The organism is Inhella proteolytica, from assembly GCF_016093275.1.
Taxonomy (GTDB): domain Bacteria; phylum Pseudomonadota; class Gammaproteobacteria; order Burkholderiales; family Burkholderiaceae_C; genus Inhella; species Inhella proteolytica.
In genome coordinates, this window is the sequence record NZ_JAEDAK010000006.1 from 127,399 (window position 1) to 146,630 (window position 19,232).

Sequence of the window (19,232 nt, forward strand, 5' to 3'; positions counted from 1 at the left end):
CTTTGGCTCCCTGGAGAACTGAAATGTTGTTGAGCATTCAAGACCTCAAGGTCGCCTTCCGCATGGGCAAGCAGGGCGGCGAGATGCAGCGCCAGCTGGCGGTCAAGGGCATCAGCTTCGATGTGCCCGAGAACAGCACCGTGGCCCTGGTGGGCGAGTCGGGTTCGGGCAAGTCGGTCACGGCCATGTCCATCCTGAACCTGCTGCCCGAGAACGCCGAACGCGAGGGCCGCATCCTGTTCCAGGGCAAGGACCTGCTGCACACCGGTCTGCGCGAGCTGCAGGCCATCCGCGGCAAGGAGATCGCCTGCGTCTTCCAGGACCCGATGAGTTCGCTGAACCCGGTGTTCACCGTCGGCCAGCAGCTCTGCGAGCCTCTGATCAAGCACATGGGCATGAGCCCCCGCCAGGCCTGGGTGCGCGCGGAGGAGTTGTTGCACGAGGTGGGCATACCCGAGCCCAAGCGCCGCCTGCAGGCCTACCCGCACGAGATGAGCGGCGGCCAGCAGCAGCGCGTGATGATCGCCATGGCCCTGGCCTGCGAGCCCAAGCTGCTGATTGCCGACGAGCCCACCACCGCCCTGGACGTGACCATCCAGCGCCAGGTGCTGGAGCTGATGGCCAAGCTCAAGGAAAAGCACAAGATGGGCCTGCTCTTCATCAGCCACGACCTCGGCGTGGTGGGGGAGATCAGCGACCATGTGGTGGTGATGCGCCATGGCGAGGTGCGCGAGAAGGCGCCGGTGGCGCAGATCTTTTCCAACCCGCAGGACAGCTACACCAAGGCCCTGCTGGCCTGCCGCCCCAGCCTGACGGAGAACCCGGCGCGCCTGATGGTCATCGACGACCACATCGCCGGCAAGGCCGCGCAGCAGCATGGCAAGGCCAAGGACCCGAACGCCCCCGTGGTGCTGAGGGCCAAGGGCCTGAAGAAGAGCTTCTGGTTCAAGGAAGGCCTGTTTGGCAAGAAGGAGTTCAAGGCCGTCAAGGGCGTGGACTTCGAGCTGAAGAAAGGCCACACCCTGGGCGTGGTGGGCGAGTCCGGTTCGGGCAAGACCACCATGGGCCTGACCCTGCTGCGCCTGCACGAGCCGACCGGCGGCGAGGTGCTGTTCGATGGCCAGGACCTGCTGAAGATGAGTGGGCCGGACTGGCAGAAGATGCGCCGCCGCATCCAGGTGGTGTTCCAGAACCCCTATGCGTCCCTGAACCCGCGCTTCACCATCGGCCAGACCCTGGTGGAGCCGATGGAGATCCACGGTATCGGCAAGGACCACGCCGAGCGCCTGGCCCGCGCCACCGCGCTGATCCAGAAGGTCGGCCTGCCCGAGGCCGCGCTGCACAAGTACCCGCACGAGTTCTCCGGCGGCCAGCGCCAGCGCATCGCCATCGCGCGCTGCCTGACCCTGAACCCTGAGGTGCTGGTGCTGGACGAGGCCGTGTCGGCCCTCGATGTCTCGGTGCAGGCCCAGGTGCTGAACCTGCTGAAGGACTTGCAGGACGAGCTGGGCCTCTCCTACATCTTCATCAGCCACGACCTCGCGGTGGTGAAGTTCATCAGCGACGAGGTGCTGGTGATGCAGCACGGCGACGTGGTGGAGCAGGCGCCGGTGCAGGAGCTGATGGCCAACCCGCGCCAGGAGTACACGCGCAAGCTCTTGGGCGCGGTGCCCAGGGGCTACCAGGCGGCGGCTTGATGAGACAAGGGGCGCCGTAGCGCCCCTTGTGCCTTTCGGGCAACTCGGCCCCTTGGGCGGAGTCGGCGGGCAGGGTGCGCTGCCTATGATCTGCGGGCCCACCCTGAGGGATCCGCCATGCGCCAGTTGCCCGGTCTCGACGCCCTGTTCCTGCACCTCGAAACCCCCGAGATGCCCATGCATGTGGGCGCCCTGCACCTGTTCGAGCTGCCGGCCGGCTTTCGCGGCCACTGGGTGAACGCGCTGCGCAAGCATCTCAAGGCGCGCCTGCCCTACGCCGGTGCGCTGCGCCGCCGCCTGGCCGAGCTGCCGCTGAACTTCAGCAACCCGATCTGGGAGCCGGCTGAGCCGGACTTGCGCGTGCATGTGCTGCAGCACCAGCTCGGGCCGGATGCCGACCTGCCCGAGCTGCATGCCCAGGTGGCCGCTCTGCATTGCCAGCTGCTGCCGCGCGACCGGCCGCTGTGGCGCTTCCATGTCTTCGAGGGGCTGGCGCCCGCGGCCAATGGGCGCAAGCGCGTCGCCCTCTACACCCAGCTGCACCACGCGGCGGTGGACGGCCAGGCCGCGGTGGCCCTGGCCCAGGTGCTGCTGGACCTGACGCCGCAGCCGCGCGAGCTGCCGGCGCTGCCGCCGCGCGGCAAGCGCTCGGCCGCACATGGCGAGGTGGACCTGCTGCGCAGCGCCCTGACCCTGCAGGCGCGCCAGTGGTTCGAGCTGGCGCGCAGCCTGCCCGGCAAGGCCGGCACGCTCTCCAGCCTGGCCGGCAGCGCTGCGGGTGATTGGCTGGGCCAGACCGCCAAGGGCGTGTGGGCACGCCTGAAGGGTGAGAAGGCGCCGCGCAGCCACGGCATGCTGAACCTGGCGCCGCGCACGCGCTTCAACGTGCCGGTCACCGCCACGCGCAGCTTTGCCTCCTTGAGCCTGCCGCTGATGCCGCTGCAGGCGGCGCGCAAGGCGCTGGGGGCGAGCCTGAACGACGCCGTGCTGTGGCTGTGCAGCACGGCGCTGCGCGAGTTCCTCAAGGCCGAGGGCGAGCTGCCGCGCAAGCCGCTGATTGCCGCCGTGCCGGTGTCCATGCGCGAGAGTGGCGACACGCGCGCCAACAACCAGGTGACGATGAGCGCGTTGAGCCTGGGTACGCACATCGCCGACCCGGCCAAGCGCTTCAAGCACATCCAGGCCGCCAGCGGCTCGATGAAGGCCGGCCTGGGTTCCTTGAAGAGCCTGATGCCGCTGGACTTCCCCTCCATCGGCCTGCCCTGGCTGCTGCCGCTCGCCGCCAAGGCCTGGGGCGGCGTGGCCGAGAAGGTGCCGCCCTTGGTGAACCTGGTCATCAGCAACGTGCCGGGGCCGGGCGTGCCGCTCTACCTGGCGGGGGCACGCATGCTCAGCAATGCGCCGGCCTCGATCGTGGTGCACGGCATTGCGCTCAACATCACGGTGCAGACCTATGAGAAGCACCTGGAGGTGGGCCTCATTGCCTGCGGCGAGGCGCTGCCCGACATCGACGCCCTGGCCACCCAGATGGCGGCGGCAGTCGAGCAGTTCATCGAGCTGGCGGCGGAATCCTGACATCAGGCTGACGTCGCGCTAGGCAGGGTCATCGGGAAAGGCCGCTGCCGCCTGCGGCAACAGCCGCTTACGCTTGCGGCATGCTGAACAAGATTCCGCGCCCGCGTCGCCTGCCGTCGCGCGCCGCCCCTGCGCCCGCCGATGCGCACGAACCCCCTCACACCCTGCTCCTGATGCTCGAAGGCCGCGCCCCCTGGGAGTTCGCGGCCCTGATCGCCGCCAGCCCCTGGCTGCGCCGCTGGCCCAAGGGCGATGGCCATCCGGTGGTGGTGTTCCCCGGCCTCGGGGCGAACGACATCAGCACCGCGCCGCTGCGCCTGTGGCTGGACAGCCTGGGCTACGAAACCCACCCCTGGCGCCAGGGCTTCAACTTCGGCCCGCGCCCGGGTGTGATCGAGCAGGCCGAGGCCGATCTGCAGCGCGTGTTCGAGAGCAGCGGCCGCAAGGCCAGCCTGCTGGGCTGGAGCCTGGGCGGCATCTACGCCCGCGAGCTGGCCAAGCGCCACCCCGAGTGGGTGCGCAACGTCATCACCCTGGGCACCCCCTTCGCCGGCCACCCGCGTGCCACGCACGCCTGGCGCTTCTTCGAGCTGGTGAGTGGCCACGACAGCCATGACGAGGAGGTGCTGGAAGGCCTGAAGGAAGCGCCGCCGGTGCCCACCACCTCGATTTATTCGCGCAGTGACGGCGTGGTCAGCTGGCGCTGCAGCGTCAACGAGCCCGCGCCGCAGGTGGAGAACATCGAGGTGCATGCCAGCCACCTGGGCCTGGGCATGAACCCGCTGGCGCTGTACGCCGTGGCCGACCGCCTGGCGCAGCCGCCGATGAACTGGCAGCCCTTCAATCCGCAGGGGGCGAAGCGTTGGTTCTACCCGAGCAAGTGACGCGGTGAGCGAGGAGCGCCGCATCCGCGTCGGCGCGCAGGAGCTCGCCGTGGCCCTGGACGGCCCGGCCCAGGGTGAGCCGCTGCTGCTCATCATGGGCCTGGGCCTGCAGCTGACGAGCTGGCCCATCGAGCTGGTGCAGCAGCTGGCCGCGGCGGGCTTTCGCGTCATCCGCTACGACCACCGCGACATCGGCCTTTCCTCCAGCTGCGACCACCTGGGCCGGCCGCGGCTGGCCCAGGCCTTCTGGCGTCACGCCTTCCATTTGCCGCTGCAGCCGCCCTACACGCTGGCCGAGCTGGCCGACGATGCCGCGGGTCTGATCGCCGCCCTGGGGCTGGAGGCCGCCCAGGTGGCGGGCATCTCCATGGGCGGCATGGTGGCCCAGCACCTGGCCCGGCGCCACCCGCAGCGGGTGCGCGGCCTGAACCTGTGGATGACGAGCCCGGGTGGCCGCCTGCTGCCCCCGCCGCGCGCCGATGTGCTGCGCCTGCTGCTCAGCCGGCCCGACCGTGCGGGCTACCAGGCCTATGGCGAGCGCTTCTTCCAGGCCATCGGCAGCCCGGCCTACCCGAGCGACCCGGCCGAGCTGCGCGCACGCGTGGCGCACAACCTGGCGCGCTCCTTCCGCCCGCAGGCCACGGCGCGCCAGCTCATCGCCATTGCCGCCGACGGCGACCGCCGCCCCTGGCTGCGCCAGCTCCAGCGCCCCGTGCAGGTGCTGCACGGCCTGGCCGACCCGCTGCTGCCCATCGCCCACGGCCGTGCGCTGGCCAAGGCGCTGCCGCAGGCGCAGCTGACCGAGATCCCCGGCTGGGGCCATGACCTCCCTGCGGCCTTGCACCCCATGCTGGTCGAGGCGGTGCAGCGTGCGGCTGCATGAATTGCAACGAAGTGTGAGAACTTTGCGGCTCTCCCCCAATGGCGGCGCGGGGAGCTGGCCCTAGGATGCGGGCCACCCATGCGCGTACTCGCCCTTTGCTCGCTGTCCCTGGCCCTGCTCGGCGTTGTGCCGCAGCCCGCGTGCGCGCAGGAGGCCTTGCGGCCGGAAATCACCAAGCTCGAGCGCCTGCCGCAGGCCCAGCGCCCGCGCCTGCCCGAGCTGGTGGCGCAACTGCGCCGCCAGGCGCGCGAAACCAGCGACGAGCAGTTCGACCTGCTCTTTCTGCTCTCGACCCATTACGCCGGTGAGAAGCAGCGGGCCGCGCTCGAAGGGCTGGAGCACGAGTTCGCCCCCTGGCGCCGCTCCACCGAGACGCGCCAGCGCGTGCTGGGCGAAACCGCCTGGGCGTTGGCCTGGACGGTGTTCCACATCCGCTCCGGCCATCTGCAACTGGCCCAGCAGGAGATCGACTCGCTCAAGCCCGAATCCCTGGGCGAGCTGCCGCTGAAATGGCGCTACCGCGAACGCCGCATCCGCGCCAATGTGCTGGAAGAGACCGGCCACATCGACGAGGCCCTGCTGCTGCGCCTGGACGTGGTACGCCTGGGCGCACAGTCCGCCGAGGTCTGGCGCCATGTGTCGGCGCTGGCCGCGCTGTCCTACACCTACTACCGGGCCGGTCAGCATGACAAGGCGGTGGAGGCGGCCAAGGAAGCCCAGCAGGTGGCCGAGAGCGTGCCGGACGACCACGACGTGCAGGCCGAGGCGCAGCTGACCCTGGGCCTGGTGCTCTCGGAAGATGCCGACGCCATGCCCTCGCGGCGCGCCTATGAGCAGTCGCTGCACCACGCGCGCCTGGCGGGCGACGAGAGCCTGCAGGCGCTGCTTCTGGGCAATCTGGCCGACAGCTACCTGCGCGCGGGTGACTACCACCGCGCCTTGGCGCTGGCGCAGGAATGCCTGCCGCTGGCGCAGCGGCTGAAGGACGAGAGCACCGAGCTGCTTGCCATGCACAACATGGGCCTGGCCAAGATTGGCCTCAAGCGCGTGGCCGAGGGCAAGGCCGATGTGCTCAAGGCCATCGCCACCGAGCGCCAGAAGGGCGCCACCACCAGCGTATCCGAGGGCTGGGAGGAGCTCGGCCAGTACCTGGAGCGCGCGGGCGACTTCGCCGGCGCCATGCAGGCCTTCGAGGAGCACCGCCGCATCGCCGACACGCTCTCGCGTGCCGACCAGCGCAAGCGCGTGCTCGAAGCCCAGGAGCAGTTCGATGCCGAGCGCCGCGAGCGCGAAGCCCAGCTGCTGGGTCAACAGACGGTGCTGCAGGGCGAGCAGATCAAGGCGCGCAATCTGCAGCTGCTGCAATGGGGCCTGCTGATGGCCAGTGGTCTGGCGGCCATGGTGCTGCTGGCAATGATTTTCAAGCGCATGCGCCAGACCAACCGCGAGTTGGCGCGCTCCAACGAGGAGCTGGCGGTGCGCAGCGAACGCGACCCGCTCACCGGCCTGGCCAATCGCCGCTTCTTCCAGCGCGAGGTGCTCAAGCACCAGCTCGAAGACAAACTGCAGGCCAGCCTGTTCCTGATCGACATCGACCACTTCAAGCGCATCAACGACAGCTACGGCCACGCCGGGGGCGACGCCGTGCTGGTGGCGGTGGCGCAGCGCCTGCGCGCTGCCGTGCGCGAGCAGGACATCGTGGTGCGCTGGGGCGGCGAGGAATTCCTGGTGCTGGTGGGCACGCGCGAGCCCGCGCTGACCTATGCGCTGGCCCTGCGCATGCTGCGAGAGATCGGCGGCACCCCGGTGGCCCTGCCACAAGGGCAGTCGGTGCACATCACTGGCTCGGTGGGCTACGCCAGCTTCCCGCTGCCCGGCGGCAGCGCGACCCCGGATTGGGAGCGTGCCATCGACGTCGTCGATGCCCTGATGTACCAGGCCAAGGGCCACGGCCGCAACCAGGCCTGGGGCCTGACGGTGTCGCGCGCCACCAGCGTGGCCGAACTGATGCAAGACCTCGGTGAGCTCAATCAGGCGCGCGAGCGCGGCAGCCTGGAGCTGCAGGTGACACCTGGCCCGATGCCCGGAGGTGCGCCATGAGCGGCCTCTTTCGCACGGCTTGGCTGCGGCGCGCGCTGCAGTTGGCCCCGCAAGCCCTCGTTGCCCTGGCGGCCTGGGTGAGCCTGGGTGCTCTGTCGTCCGCTCAGGCGACGCCGTCGGACGCCGCCACCGAGCGCCGCCTGGCCGAGCTGCTGGCCAGGGCCTACGACCACCCGCAGCAGGTGCTGGGCGAGCTCAAGCAGCTGGAGCCCACCCAGGCGGACGCCACCGCCTATGTGCGGGCACGCGTCGCTGTGCTGCAAGGCGAGCTGGAGCCCGCGCTGCAATGGGCCCGCCAGAACCCGCAGCAGGCGCGCCAGCGCCTCGTGCAGGGCCTGGTGCATGAGCGCCAGGGGCGCAATGCGGAGGCTGCGCAGGCCGCCGGCCAGGTCATTGCCGAACTGGAGCCGGCCTGCAAGGACTGGAAGGGCCCGGCCGAAGGGCCGCTGAGCTGCGACTTCCGCCCGCTGCACGACGCTCAGCGTCTGCTCGCGCGCACCCTCAAGCGGGCGGGGCAGCTCAGCCCGGCCCTGCAGGCCGTCACGGCCGCGCTGGCGCTGAGCCGGGCCGGCCAGGACGACGAGACCGCCGCGCGCGACCTTGCTGAGGCGGCCGATCTGCACGAGCTGCTGGAGCAACCCGAACTGGCGCGCCGCGCGCTGACCGATGCCTTGCGCCAGGCCGCGCAGACGCCGCGCACCCTGGCGGCCGTGAAGAGCTATGAAGCCGCGCTGGCGGTTCGCCGCAACGACCGCGAGACTCAGCGCAAGGCCCTGGAAGAGGCGCTGGCCCTGGCGCGCCAGGCCGACCTGCCGCGCACCCACGCGCTGCTGCAGGCCGCGCTGGCCGACTTTTACCTGCATGCCGACCAGCCCGAGCAGGCGCGCCAGCTCGCCGAGGCGGCCCTGCCCCTGCTGCAGCGCTTCGGCGAGCCGCGCGCCCTGCGCACCGCGCGCCACAACCTGGCGGTGGCGCTGGTCAAGTTGCGCGCCTTCGATGCCGCGCGCGCGCAGATCGCCCTGCTGGAGCAGATGCCGGTGGGAGAGGACGACACCCGCAGCCGCGCCGAGGAACTGCGCGAGCTGGGCGAGGCCTGGACCGCCGTGGGCCTGGCCAAGGAGGCGCTGGCGCATTACCACGCCGAACGCCGGCTGACGCTGGACGTGCAGCAGCGCGCCCGCGAGGCCGTGCTGGCCGAGCTGCGTGCCAAGTACGACGCCGACCAGCAGAAGGCCAAGGTCGAGCTGCTGCGGCGCGAGCGCGCCGTGCAGGACCAGACCCTGGCCAACCAGAGCATGGCGCGCAAGGTCACCGGCATCGGCGCGGTGCTGCTCGGTCTGTGCGCCGTCATCGCCGTGCTGGCGCTGGCGCGCATGCGTAAGGCCCATCTGCGCCTGCGCGCCAACCAGGCGCTGCTGCAGGTGCTGAGCGAGCGCGACCCGCTGACGCAGCTGGCCAACCGCCGCCACTTCCTGGCCGCCATGCAGGCGCGCGGTGCCGAGCCGCTGACCGGTGGCTTGCTGATGCTGGACATCGACCACTTCAAGCGCATCAACGACGGGCATGGCCATGGCGCCGGCGACCAGGTCATCCAGGCCATCGCCAAGCGCCTGCAGCGCACCCTCCGCGAAGGCGATCTGCTGGTGCGCTGGGGCGGCGAGGAGTTCCTCATCATGGCGCCCTCGCTCAAGCCCGCGCATGTGCAGCTGCTCGCCGACCGTCTGCTGATCGCCGTGGCCGACGCGCCGGTCTCCATCGGCGCCGAGCAGCAATTGCGGGTCACGATCTCGATCGGCTTCGTCTGCTTCCCGCTGCCGCCGGCCGGTCTGAGTCTGCACTGGGAGCGCGCCGTCAACTGGGCCGACCTGGCGCTGTACGCGGCCAAGCACCGCGGCCGCAACCGCGCGGTGGGCATCACCGAAGCCCAGGCCGAGGACGAGGAGGCGCAGGCGCGCATCGAGGCCGATTTCGAGGGCGCGGCCCTGGCCGCACGCATCAAGCTGGCCCAGGTCAACGGCCCCCTGCAACTCGGTTCGACGCAGCCCTCCACTTGATGGACTGGCCCGCCATCCATGTGCCCACGCTGACGCTGGCCATGGTGGGCGGCTTCGGCCTGATGGTGCTGCAGATCGCGCTGTCGGGCTGGTGCAGCCTGCCGCGCCGCGAGACCCTGAGCTGGATCGGCGTCTGCGCGGCCCTGCTGGCCTCGGCGGCGCTGTTCGCGCTGCGCCGCCAGCTGCCCGAGTGGCTGCTGGTGCTGGCCAGCAACGCCATCCTGGGCCTGGGCCTGCTGGCCATGGTCTGGACGGTGCTGCAGCTGCTGGACATCGCGCCGCGCTGGCGCGTCGTGGTCGGGGCCTTCGTCCTGTACGCGGCGGTGGTGCTGCTGTCGCTGGGCCTGCCGCAGTCCAAGCGCATCGCCCTCACCACCGCAGCGGCTGCTTCTTTTCTGCTGCCCCTGGTGGTGACGGTGCTGCGGCGCGGCTGGGGCGTGGGCTCGGCGCTGCGCTCCATCGGCCTGGCCCTGGTGGCGCTGGAACTGGTGCTGTGCTGGCGCGCGCTGGACGCGCTGATGTTCCCGCAGGACTACCAGAACCTGGCCGGCCAGCTCTTCGCGCCACTCGGGCAGGGCCTGTCCATGCTGCTGCTGATGCTGGCCGTGCTGGGCGTGGGCTTCGGCTATGTGCTGGCGGCGCACGAGCGCGCGCACAAGGAACTGCACCGCCTGGCCACGCGCGACCCGCTCACCGGCTGCCGCAACCGGCGCCGGCTTGACCAGATCATGAGCGCCGAGCTGGCGCGCCTGCACCGTGGCGGCTCGGTGCTGAGCTTCATGCTGATCGACCTGGACGACTTCAAGGCCCTGAACGACCAGCTCGGCCACGGCGTGGGCGATGCGGCGCTGCGCCATGTCGTCAAGCTGCTGCGCCAGCGCTTGCGGACCACCGACAAGCTGGCGCGCATGGGCGGCGAGGAGTTCGGGGTGGTGCTGCCCAGCACCGACGCGGCCGGCGCGCTGCAGGTGGCGGCCCAGGTGCGCCGCGCCCTGCACGAGCAGCCCCTGCCGCTGCCCGACGGCAGCACGCGCAAGCTGACCGCCTCGATCGGCATCGTCACCCTGCCCAGCGGCACCCAGGCCAACCGCCACGCGGTGTACGAGGCGGCCGACAAGGCCATGTACGAGGCCAAGCGCGGCGGCAAAGATGGCGCGCGCGCTTCCGGCTGGATGGATTTGTAGAACCCCCCCCCCCGAGCGGCTGCGCCGACTCGGGCGGGTCAGCCGGCGGCCGCGAGACGGCCGCCGTCCTTCGTGCGGCGTCGAACAGTCCTCAGGACTGTTCTCGGTCCGCACTCAGTCCACCAGAATGACCTTCTGGCGGCTGTCGGCCCACTGCTCGTACTTCGGGCCGTAGACCTTGTCGATCTCGTTGCGCTTGACCTTAAAGGTCGGCGTGATGAAGCCGTTGTCCACCGTCCAGGCTTCCTTGAACAGCACCAGGCAGTCCATCTGCTCGTGCGGGTCGAGCTTGGCGTTGATGCTGGCCAGGTGTTCGGCCAGCGAGTCGGCCAGGGCCTGGCGCTCGGCGGGGTCGGCGAGCTTCTTGGCGGCGTCGGGGCCCAGCATGCCCAGGCCGATCGGCTGGCCCATATTGGCGCCCACCACGGCGCAGGCTTCCACCGCGCTGTGCATCACCAGCTTGTCCTCGATCGGCGCCGGAGCGACGTACTTGCCCTTGCTGGTCTTGAACAGGTCCTTGACGCGGCCGGTGATCTTCAGGCACTTGCGGTCGTCATGCGCGGCCTTGTCGCCGGTGCGCAGCCAGCCGTCCTCGGTGAAGGCCTCCTTGGTCATCTCGGGCTCCTTGTAGTAGCCCTTCATCACCGCCGGGCTCTTCATCTGGAGCTCGCCGGTCTTCTTGTCGATGCGCACCTGCACGCCGTCGTAGGCCGGGCCCACGGTGCCGGTCATGTCCTCGCCGGCCACGGTGATGTGGCTGACGGCCAGGTTCTCCGTCATGCCATAGCCCTCGTTGATGGGCAGGCCGAGCTTGCGGTACCACTTCAGCAGCTCGACCGGCATCGGCGCGGCGCCGCCGGCGGCAAAGCGGCATTGGTCCAGGCCCAGGGCCTTGCGGACCTTTTTCTTCACCACCAGGTTCAGCAGCGGGATGCTGAGCATGCGGTCCAGCTTGGCCTGCGGCATCTTGCCCAGGATGCCCTGCTGGAACTTGACCCACAGGCGCGGCACGCTGAAGAAGATCGTCGGGCGGGCGCGCTGCAGGTCCTGCGTGAAGGTTTCCAGCGATTCGGCGAAGTACACATGCATGCCGGTCACCAGCCAGCCATGCTCCACCAGGCAGCGCTCCACCACGTGGGCCAGCGGCAGGTAGGACAGCATGCGGTCCTTGTCGTTCATCGGCACGCGCCCCAGGCCGGCGGTCAGCGCCCAGGCGAAGTTGCCGAAGGTGTGCATCACGCCCTTGGGCGCGCCGGTGGTGCCGGAGGTGTAGATCAGCGTGGCGAGTTCATCGGCGCCGCGCACCGGCTGGCCCTTGAGCGGGGCGGTGTCGGCAATGATCTCGTCCCAGCTCTGGTAGCTGGCCTTGGCGTCATCGGGGCTGAGCGCATAGCTCACGCAGGGCAGGCCGGCCGGGACGCCGGGCTTCATGCCCTCCCAGCCGTCGAGCTTGCCGATGAAGCACATCTTGGATTCGCTGTGCTCCAGGATCTGCGAGATGGTGCCGGCCGCCAGCGTGGGGTACAGCGGTACCGAGACGTAACCGGCCATCCAGATGGCCAGATCGGTCATCAGCCACCAGGCGCAGTTCTTGGAGAGGATGGCGACCTTGCTGCCCTCGGGCCAGCCCTGGCTTTTCAGCCAGGCCGCCATGCGGCGGGTTTCATCGGCCACCTGTCCCCAGGTGAATTCCTTCACCACCCCATTGCCCATCGGCTGGGTCAGGGTGACGCGTTCGGGATGGGCGGTCTCCCAGTAGTAAAGGCACTGCAGGGCCAGGCGTTCGGGGGCGATGGTCGTGCTCATGGACGGCTTCTAGTGGAGGACGGCGAAAGAGGCGCCGAAGTTAGCCCGTCCCGGCCTGTTGCGCCCTGGGCGCTTTCCCCAGGGCTTTCTAGAGAGCGGGCCCGACAGCCCCCCGCTGTTGCGGGGGCGGCCAGGCAAGATTTCACGCTCAGGCGGCTTTCAGCCCGCCTTGCCGGCCTTCTCGGCCTTTTCCGCCTCGGCTGCGCGCAGCACGGCCAGCGCGGCGTCCAGGCCGGCGTCCAGCTGCTGGGCGCCGGCAGCGGCCCCCGCGCCCTCGGCCTTGACGCGTGCCCACCACTGGCCGGCCTCCTTGCCCTGGGTGAAACCGGGTGAAAGCAGCAGCACCTGCTCGCCCTGCAGCAGCTTGACGTAGAACTGGCCGTCGGCCTCGCGGTATTGCTTGGCCACCGGCACCACAACCGCCTTGGGCGCCTGGGGTGCGGCGCGCCCTGGCAAGAGGCGCGAGCGGCGTAGGCCCACGGCCTCGCGCAGGCGCGCCAGCAGCGGCCGGGCAATGGCGCGGGCGCGCTCGGCGCCCTTGAGCAAGATGGCCTCGACCTCGTCCGGGTGCGTCATCAGATGTTCGTAGCGGGCGCGCATCGGTCCGAGTTCGGCGTCGATCAGGGCCACCAGACGCTGCTTGGCCTCGCCCCAGCCCAGGCCTGCTGCCAGCTCGGCGCGCATGGCGGCGCGCTGCTCGCGGCTGGCAAAGCTGTCCCAGAGCTGGATGAAGGTCGTGCCCTCGGGCTCTTTGGGCTCACCGGGCAGGCGCGAGTCGGTCACCACGCGCGCGATGGCGCCTTTCAGCCCGTCCAGCCCGCCTTCGAACAAGGGCACGACGTTGTCGTAGCTCTTGCTCATCTTGCGGCCGTCCAAGCCAGGCAGCAGCTCCATCTCGGCGTCCACCTGGGCCTCGGGCAGCACGAAGAAGTCTTCCCCGTACTGGTGGTTGAAGCGCTGGGCGACGTCGCGCGCCATCTCGATGTGCTGCACCTGGTCCTTGCCGACCGGGATGCGGTGGGCGTTGTAGAGCAGGATGTCGGCTGCCATCAGGATGGGGTAGCAGTACAGGCCCATCGTCACGTTCGAGTCCGGCTCCTCGCCCGCGGCCACGGCCGCGTCCACCGCCGCCTTGTAGGCATGGGCGCGGTTCATCTGGCCCTTGGCGGTGATGCAGGTCAGCAACCAGGTCAGCTCGCAGACCTCGGGCACGTCGCTCTGGCGGTAGAGCAGGGCCACATCGGTGTCCAGGCCGGCGGCGATCCAGGTGGCGGCAATCTGAAGGCGCGAGGCCTCGACGCGGTCGGGGTCGTCGCACTTGATGAGGCCGTGGTAATCGGCCATGAAGAAGAAGCTCTCGACGCCCGGCTCCCGCGAGGCCGCGATGGCCGGGCGGATGGCGCCGACGTAATTGCCGAGGTGCAGGGTGCCGGTGGTGGTGATGCCGGTCAGGACGCGGGTGGTCTTCATGCGAGGTCAGCCATCTTTTCGCCGAGGCGAATCGGGCGTGCGGGCGCCCAGTCGGAATTGAATGCCAGACTGGCCTTGGGCCAGAGCATCACCACGGTGGAGCCGAGCAGGAAGCGGCCCATCTCCTGGCCTTGCTCGAAGCGGTGCAGGCCGCTCTCGTAGTCCCAGCTCTTCACCGTGGGGTGGCGCGGCGGATTGACCACGCCATGCCAGGTTGTGGCCATGCTGCCCACCACGGTGGCCCCCACCAGCACCAGCACGAAGGGGCCGTGCGCGGTGTCGAAGTGGCAGACCACGCGCTCGTTGCGGGCAAACAGGCCCGGCAGCGCGCGCGCGGTGGCGGGGTTCACCGAGTACAGGCTGCCCGGCACCCAGGTCATGCGGCGCAGGGTGCCGGCTACCGGCATGTGGATGCGGTGGTAGTCCTTGGGGCTCAGGTACAGCGTGGCGAAGTGGCCGTCCTGGTAGCGCGCGGCCTCGGTGGCGTCGCCGCCGATCAGTTCCCGCGTGCTGTAGCCATGGCCCTTGGCCTGGAAGACCTGGTCGGCCTCGATGCGGCCGAAGGCGCTGATGGCGCCGTCCACGGGGCAGATCCAGGTGGCCGGGCTCAGCGGGCGTGCGCCGGGTTTGAGCGCGCGGGTGAAGAACTCGTTGAAGCTCTTGTAGCTGGCCGGGTCGGGGTTGGCGGCTTCGGCCATGTTCACGCCGTAGCGGCGGATGAAGCGCTCAATCACCCGCGTCGTCCAGGCGCCGCCTTCGGCCGCGGCCAGACGGCCCAGCTGTTCCGTCAGCAGGCGTTTGGGCAGCAGGCGCTGGGGCAGCAGGGTGCGGAAGTCTTCAAAGCTCATGCGGGCACGCACCGTCGGGCAAAGGGGCGGATTCTAGGAACCGGTCTCTGCCCGGACCCAGTCCTGAAATGGAGCGTTGCCCTCAGGCAGCGGCCACGCCACCAGGGCGGGCAGTGCATAAGGGTGCTGCGCCAGCACGGCGGCCTGCAGTTCAGCCCAGCGGGCCTGCGTGCTCTTGATCAGCAGTCGCCACTCGGGCTCCTGCTGTACGGCGCCCTGCCAGCGGTAGACGGATTCGATGGCCTGCAGCTGCACGCAGGCCGCCAGGCCCTGCTCCACCAGGTGGTGGGCCAGCGCCTCGGCCTGCTCGCGCTTGCTGACGGTGGTCAGCGCGGCGATCAGGCCGCTGCCGCTCATGCGGCTTCCAGCTGCTCCTGCACGCGGCGGGCGGCGCGCAGTGCGGCGGCGGGGTCGATCTGGGCTTGAGGCGCGATCAGGTTGACCTGCGACTCCAGCGCATCCGGGTCGTTCATCAGCGTGTAGACGATGCCCGAGATGGCGGCCACGCCGCGGCGCTGCAGGGCCTCGGGCATTTCGCCGGTGGCTTGCAGGGTCACGTGGTGGCGCACGCTGGCCACGGCGGCCGGGGCCAGCCCCCAGCTTTCGCACAGGGCCGCGCCCAGCGCATCGTGGCTGACGCCGAAGGCGGCGGTTTCCAGGCCGCAAAGCTCGGAATCGGTGGCGGCGGCGCGCAGCATGGCGGGGTAATGCTGGGGGGCGTGGCGGTACAGCACGGCCTTGCCGCATTCCTCGAACAGGCCGGCGGAATGCGCAGCCCAGGGGTCGATGCCCAGCATCTGGCCGATGCGGCCCATCATCAGGCCGCGCTTGGCCGCGCGGTCCCACACCGGGTCGAGTTCGGCGGCGGGTGGGAAGGCGGCGCGCAGGCTCATCTCGAAGGCGATGGCGGAGACCTCGCGCATGCCCAGGTAGGTGAGGGCCTGGTGCACCGTCTGCACGCGACCGCGCAGGCCGTAGAGCGAGGAGTTGACCGCCTTGAGTACGGCGGCGGCCAGCGCCATGTCGCCTTCCACCAGGGCCGAGACCGCCAGCAGATCAATCTCGTCCTCGGCCATCAGCACCGAGAGCTTGACCAGCACTTCGGGCTGGGCGGGGATTTCGATGTCGAGCGAGCGCAGTTCGGGATCCACAGACATGGCGAGGCCTTTCAGGCGAAGACTGCGGACCATGTTAGCGCCGCGTCCCAGCCGGTTTTCAGGATCAGCGCCGACACGACCACCAGGAAAACACCACGGACAAAGCCGGCCCCGCGTGAGATGGCCAGGTGCGAGCCCATCCAGCTGCCCGCCATGTTCGCCACCGCCATGGCGGCGGCCACGCCCCACCAGAGGTGGCCGGTGGCGGCGAACAGGGTCAGGGCGGCGGCATTGGTGGCGGTGTTGAGCAGCTTGGCGCTGGCACTGGCGTGCAGGAAGTCGTAGCCCAGCAGGCGCACGAACAGGAAGACGAAGAAGCTGCCCGTGCCGGGGCCGAAGAAGCCGTCGTACAGGCCGATGCCGCCGCCGATGGCCACGGCGCGCCAGACCTCGGCACGGCCCTCGTGCAGGGGCGCATGGGCGCGCCCCAGGTCCTTCTTGGCCAGGGTGTAGATCAGCAGCGCCAGCAGGATGACGGGCAGCGCGATGCGCCAGACGCGTGCGTCCACCATCGTGGCGCCCCAGGCGCCCAGCGCGCTGCCGGCCAGGGCGGCGCCCATCGCCGGCAGCAGCGAGTTCCAGCGCAGTTCCACATGGCGGGCATAGCGCCAGGCCGCCAGCGCCGTGCCCCAGATGGCCGCGCCCTTGTTGGTGCCGAACAGCGTGGCCGGCACCGCCTGCGGGTAGGCCGCGAACAGGGCCGGCACCAGCACCAGGCCGCCGCCGCCCACGATGGCGTCAATGAAGCCGGCCGCCAGCGAGGCGGCAATCACCAGAACCAGTTCCATCACTTCAAGGCGTCATCGAGGCGCTGCAGCCAATCGGCAGGCACGGCCTTGTTGCAGTACAGATGTCGGCTGGCGCCGGGTGGGGCGTCGGCAAATCGCAGCAATTGGAAACTGCCGGGCGGTACCGGGGGATTGGTCGGCAGGCTGAGCAGCCATTGCCCTTCTTCGGGGGCCACGGGCATCCAGTCGGCGCGGTCGGCGTGCAGCATGCGCATCAGCACCGGCACCTCGGCGCTGCTGCTCTCCGGGGCACGGGTGCGCTGGGCCAGCAGGCCATCGAATTGCGCGCCATAGGAAAAGCCTTGCTTGACCAGCAGGCGGGCGTCGCCGCGCATCAGGGCCTCGCGCATGCCGATGGCCTCAGGCCAGCCCAGGCTGGCGCGGGCGATCAGGCCGAGTGGCTGGTCGCGGTAGAGCATGGCGCTGAAGCGCCCCTTGGTCTCGCGCGCCGGGTTGCGGAACCAGCCGATGCCGCAGTCCAGGCCCTGGCCTTCTTCGATCAGCAGCAGTTGGCGCTGGCTGGGCGTGAGCGCGAGACGGTAGGGCAGGCCGCCGCGCACGAGGGCGCGCAGCAACGAATCGATCACCAGGCCCTGCACGCCGCCGTCCGGGCGCGTCTGGTAGTAGGGCGGGCGCTCCTGGTAGTGCAGGGTGACGGGCGGCAGTTCGGCCGCTGCGGCCCCCTGCATCAGCAGGCTGGGCAGCAGCAGGGCAAGGGCGAGCAGGCGCGGCATGCGGGCATTGTGGGCCTGCCCGTTGCGGCCTTACCAGATGCGGATGCGCTCCTCGCTCGGCTTGAACATCTTGTCGCCGGCCTTGGTGCCGAACACCTGATGGAAGCCGTCGTGGTTGACGGCGGCCCCGTTGGCGCGGAACTCGGCGGGCGAATGCGGGTCGACCACCAGCATCTGCAGCGCGCGGCTGTCGCGGCTCTTGTCGCGCCAGGCCTGGCTCCAGCCCATGAAGAAGCGCTGCTCGCCGGTGAGGCCGTCGATCACCGGCGCGGGCTTGCCGCCCAGGCTCTTCAGATAGGCCTTGTAGGCGATCTGCAGGCCGGAGAGATCGGCGATGTTCTCGCCCAGGGTCAGGCGGCCGTTGACCTGCTTGCCCGGCAGGGGTTCGTAGGCCGAGTACTGCGCGACCAGGCGTTCGCCGAGCTGCTCGAAGGCCTTGCGGTCGGCCTCGGTCCACCAATTGCGCAGCGCACCGTCGGCGTCGTACTGGCTGCCCTCGTCGTCGAAGCCGTGGCTGATCTCGTGGCCGATCACGGCACCGATGGCGCCGTAATTGACCGCGTCGTCGGCGGCGGCATTGAAGAAGGGCGGACGCAGGATGGCGGCCGGGAACACGATCTCGTTGGCCAGCGGGTTGTAGTAGGCATTGACGGTCTGCGGCGTCATGCCCCATTCCTTCTTGTCGACCTTCTGGCCGACCCGCTTGGCGTTGCGCGCCCACTCGAAGCGCGCGGCGCGCTCGCCGTTGCCGACCGCGTCACCCGCCTTGACGAGCAGCGCGCTGTAGTCGCGCCATTGCTCCGGGTAGCCGATCTTGACCGTGTAGGCCTGCAGCTTGGCGCGCGCCTTGGTCTTGGTCTCGGCGCCCATCCAGCTCAAGGAGTCGAGGCTGTCGCCGAAGCTGCCGAGCAGGTTGTTCACCAGCGTGACCATGCGCTGCTTGGACTCGGCCGGGAAATGCTGGCCGACATACAGCTGGCCCAGGGCCTCGCCGAGCGCGGCATTGGTCTGCTCGATGCCCTGCTGCCAGCGTGGACGCTCGGCGGTGGTGCCGGTCAGCGCGGTGCCGTGGTACGCGAAGTGCGCGTCGCGGAAGGCCTTGGGCAGGCTGTCGGCCTGCGAGTCGAGCAGGTGCAGCTTCAGGTAGTCCTGCCACTGCGCCAGCGGGGCCTCGGCCAACAGCCTGGCAGCGCCCTGCACCGCCGAGCTCGGCCCCACGATCAGGCGCTGCGCCTTGCCCAGCTGGGCGCTCTGCAGCAGCAGATTCCAGTCGATCTGCGGGGCGAACTTCTGCAGCTCGGCGCGGGTCTTGGGGTTGTAGAGCTTGACCGGGTCGCGCATTTCGACCTTGTCCCAATGCGCGGCGGCGATCTGGCGCTCCAGGGCGATGGTGTGCTCGGCGGCCTGGGCCGGGTCGGGCAGGCCCGCCTGTCGGCCCAGGGTCTCGAGGTAATGGCGGTACGCCGCGACGGCCTTGGCAAAGCGCTCGTCGCCTTCCTTCAAGTAGTAGTCGCGGTCGGGCACGCCCAGGCCGCCCTGGCCGATCACGGCCTGGTAGGTGTCGGGGTGGCGCGAGTCGGGCTCGACCCCCAGGTTGACGATCTGGTTCTGCAGGCCCTGGCGGGCGCCGATCCAGCGCACCAGCGCGGCGCGATCCTTGATGGCGGCGATGCGCTTCAGATCGGCCTGCAGCGGCTGCAGGCCGAGGCGCTCGATGGTGTCCAGGTCGACATAGCTGCCGTAGTACAGCGCCAGCTTCTCGGCCACGCTGCCCTTGGCCTGCGGCTGGGTGCTCAGGCCCTGGACGATGTCGCGCACCTCGCGATCGCTCTGGTCGCGCAGCAGCATGAAGCTGCCGTAGCGCGCCTTGTCGGCCGGGATCTCGGTCTTCTTCAGCCACTCGCCATTGACGGCGCGGAACAGGTCGTCTTGGACGCGCACGCTGGGGTCGGCGCCATGGCGGTCCAGGCCGGAGAGGCTCTCGGCATGGGAGGTCAAACACAGGGTCAGCGCGGCGGCTGCGGTGCAAAGCAGTTTCATGGGAACGATGGC

15 protein-coding genes are annotated in these 19,232 nt (G+C 70.0%); 7 read left to right on the forward strand and 8 right to left on the reverse strand.

Going from position 1 to position 19,232, the window contains the following annotated elements:
• Positions 1-23: 23 nt before the first annotated feature.
• From I7X39_RS10455 to I7X39_RS10485, 7 genes are all read left to right on the forward strand, one after another.
• On the forward strand, positions 24-1,697 hold the full coding sequence (locus tag I7X39_RS10455; RefSeq protein WP_198111093.1) for an ABC transporter ATP-binding protein: 1,674 nt from the start codon (positions 24-26) through the stop codon (positions 1,695-1,697).
• 117 nt (positions 1,698-1,814) lie between these two features.
• A complete protein-coding gene (locus I7X39_RS10460) occupies positions 1,815-3,272 on the forward strand; it encodes a wax ester/triacylglycerol synthase family O-acyltransferase (protein WP_198111094.1) in 1,458 nt (485 codons plus the stop codon).
• Between the two features lie 80 nt (positions 3,273-3,352).
• The gene (locus I7X39_RS10465) at positions 3,353-4,156 is read left to right on the forward strand and encodes an esterase/lipase family protein (RefSeq protein WP_374438008.1); all 804 of its coding nucleotides are present in this window, start codon (positions 3,353-3,355) and stop codon (positions 4,154-4,156) included.
• Between the two features lie 4 nt (positions 4,157-4,160).
• Positions 4,161-5,039: an alpha/beta fold hydrolase gene (locus I7X39_RS10470; protein ID WP_310739906.1), complete on the forward strand. Its 879-nt coding sequence runs from the start codon at positions 4,161-4,163 to the stop codon at positions 5,037-5,039.
• Between the two features lie 78 nt (positions 5,040-5,117).
• Positions 5,118-7,139: a tetratricopeptide repeat-containing diguanylate cyclase gene (locus tag I7X39_RS10475; protein ID WP_198111095.1), complete on the forward strand. Its 2,022-nt coding sequence runs from the start codon at positions 5,118-5,120 to the stop codon at positions 7,137-7,139.
• On the forward strand, positions 7,136-9,193 hold the full coding sequence (locus I7X39_RS10480; RefSeq protein ID WP_198111096.1) for a GGDEF domain-containing protein: 2,058 nt from the start codon (positions 7,136-7,138) through the stop codon (positions 9,191-9,193). Before I7X39_RS10475 ends, I7X39_RS10480 begins: the two co-directional genes overlap by 4 nt.
• Complete coding sequence (locus tag I7X39_RS10485) at positions 9,193-10,377, forward strand: GGDEF domain-containing protein (RefSeq protein WP_198111097.1); 1,185 nt, start codon at positions 9,193-9,195, stop codon at positions 10,375-10,377. Before I7X39_RS10480 ends, I7X39_RS10485 begins: the two co-directional genes overlap by 1 nt.
• Positions 10,378-10,491: 114 nt before the next feature.
• Here the strand turns inward: I7X39_RS10485 and I7X39_RS10490 are convergent, their stop codons facing one another.
• The 8 genes from I7X39_RS10490 to I7X39_RS10525 form a co-directional block, all read right to left on the reverse strand.
• Positions 10,492-12,183 (reverse strand): AMP-binding protein, encoded by a 1,692-nt coding sequence (locus I7X39_RS10490; protein ID WP_198111098.1) that lies wholly within the window; start codon positions 12,181-12,183, stop codon positions 10,492-10,494.
• A 159-nt stretch (positions 12,184-12,342) separates the two neighbouring features.
• Positions 12,343-13,653, reverse strand: coding sequence for a tryptophan--tRNA ligase (locus tag I7X39_RS10495; RefSeq protein WP_198111099.1), 1,311 nt, complete (start codon positions 13,651-13,653; stop codon positions 12,343-12,345).
• On the reverse strand, positions 13,650-14,501 hold the full coding sequence (gene asd / locus I7X39_RS10500) for an archaetidylserine decarboxylase (protein ID WP_198111100.1): 852 nt from the start codon (positions 14,499-14,501) through the stop codon (positions 13,650-13,652). Before asd ends, I7X39_RS10495 begins: the two co-directional genes overlap by 4 nt.
• Before the next feature lie 33 nt (positions 14,502-14,534).
• Positions 14,535-14,858, reverse strand: coding sequence for a divalent-cation tolerance protein CutA (gene cutA, locus I7X39_RS10505; RefSeq protein WP_198111101.1), 324 nt, complete (start codon positions 14,856-14,858; stop codon positions 14,535-14,537).
• Positions 14,855-15,658 (reverse strand): HDOD domain-containing protein, encoded by an 804-nt coding sequence (locus tag I7X39_RS10510; protein WP_198111102.1) that lies wholly within the window; start codon positions 15,656-15,658, stop codon positions 14,855-14,857. Before I7X39_RS10510 ends, cutA begins: the two co-directional genes overlap by 4 nt.
• Positions 15,659-15,669: 11 nt before the next feature.
• Positions 15,670-16,446 (reverse strand): sulfite exporter TauE/SafE family protein, encoded by a 777-nt coding sequence (locus tag I7X39_RS10515; RefSeq protein WP_198111103.1) that lies wholly within the window; start codon positions 16,444-16,446, stop codon positions 15,670-15,672.
• Positions 16,446-17,180, reverse strand: a complete 735-nt coding sequence (locus I7X39_RS10520; protein WP_198111104.1) for a hypothetical protein — start codon at positions 17,178-17,180, stop codon at positions 16,446-16,448. The genes I7X39_RS10515 and I7X39_RS10520 overlap by 1 nt, the downstream gene beginning before the upstream one ends.
• Positions 17,181-17,210: 30 nt before the next feature.
• Complete coding sequence (locus I7X39_RS10525; protein WP_198111105.1) at positions 17,211-19,220, reverse strand: M13 family metallopeptidase; 2,010 nt, start codon at positions 19,218-19,220, stop codon at positions 17,211-17,213.
• Positions 19,221-19,232 lie beyond the last annotated feature (12 nt).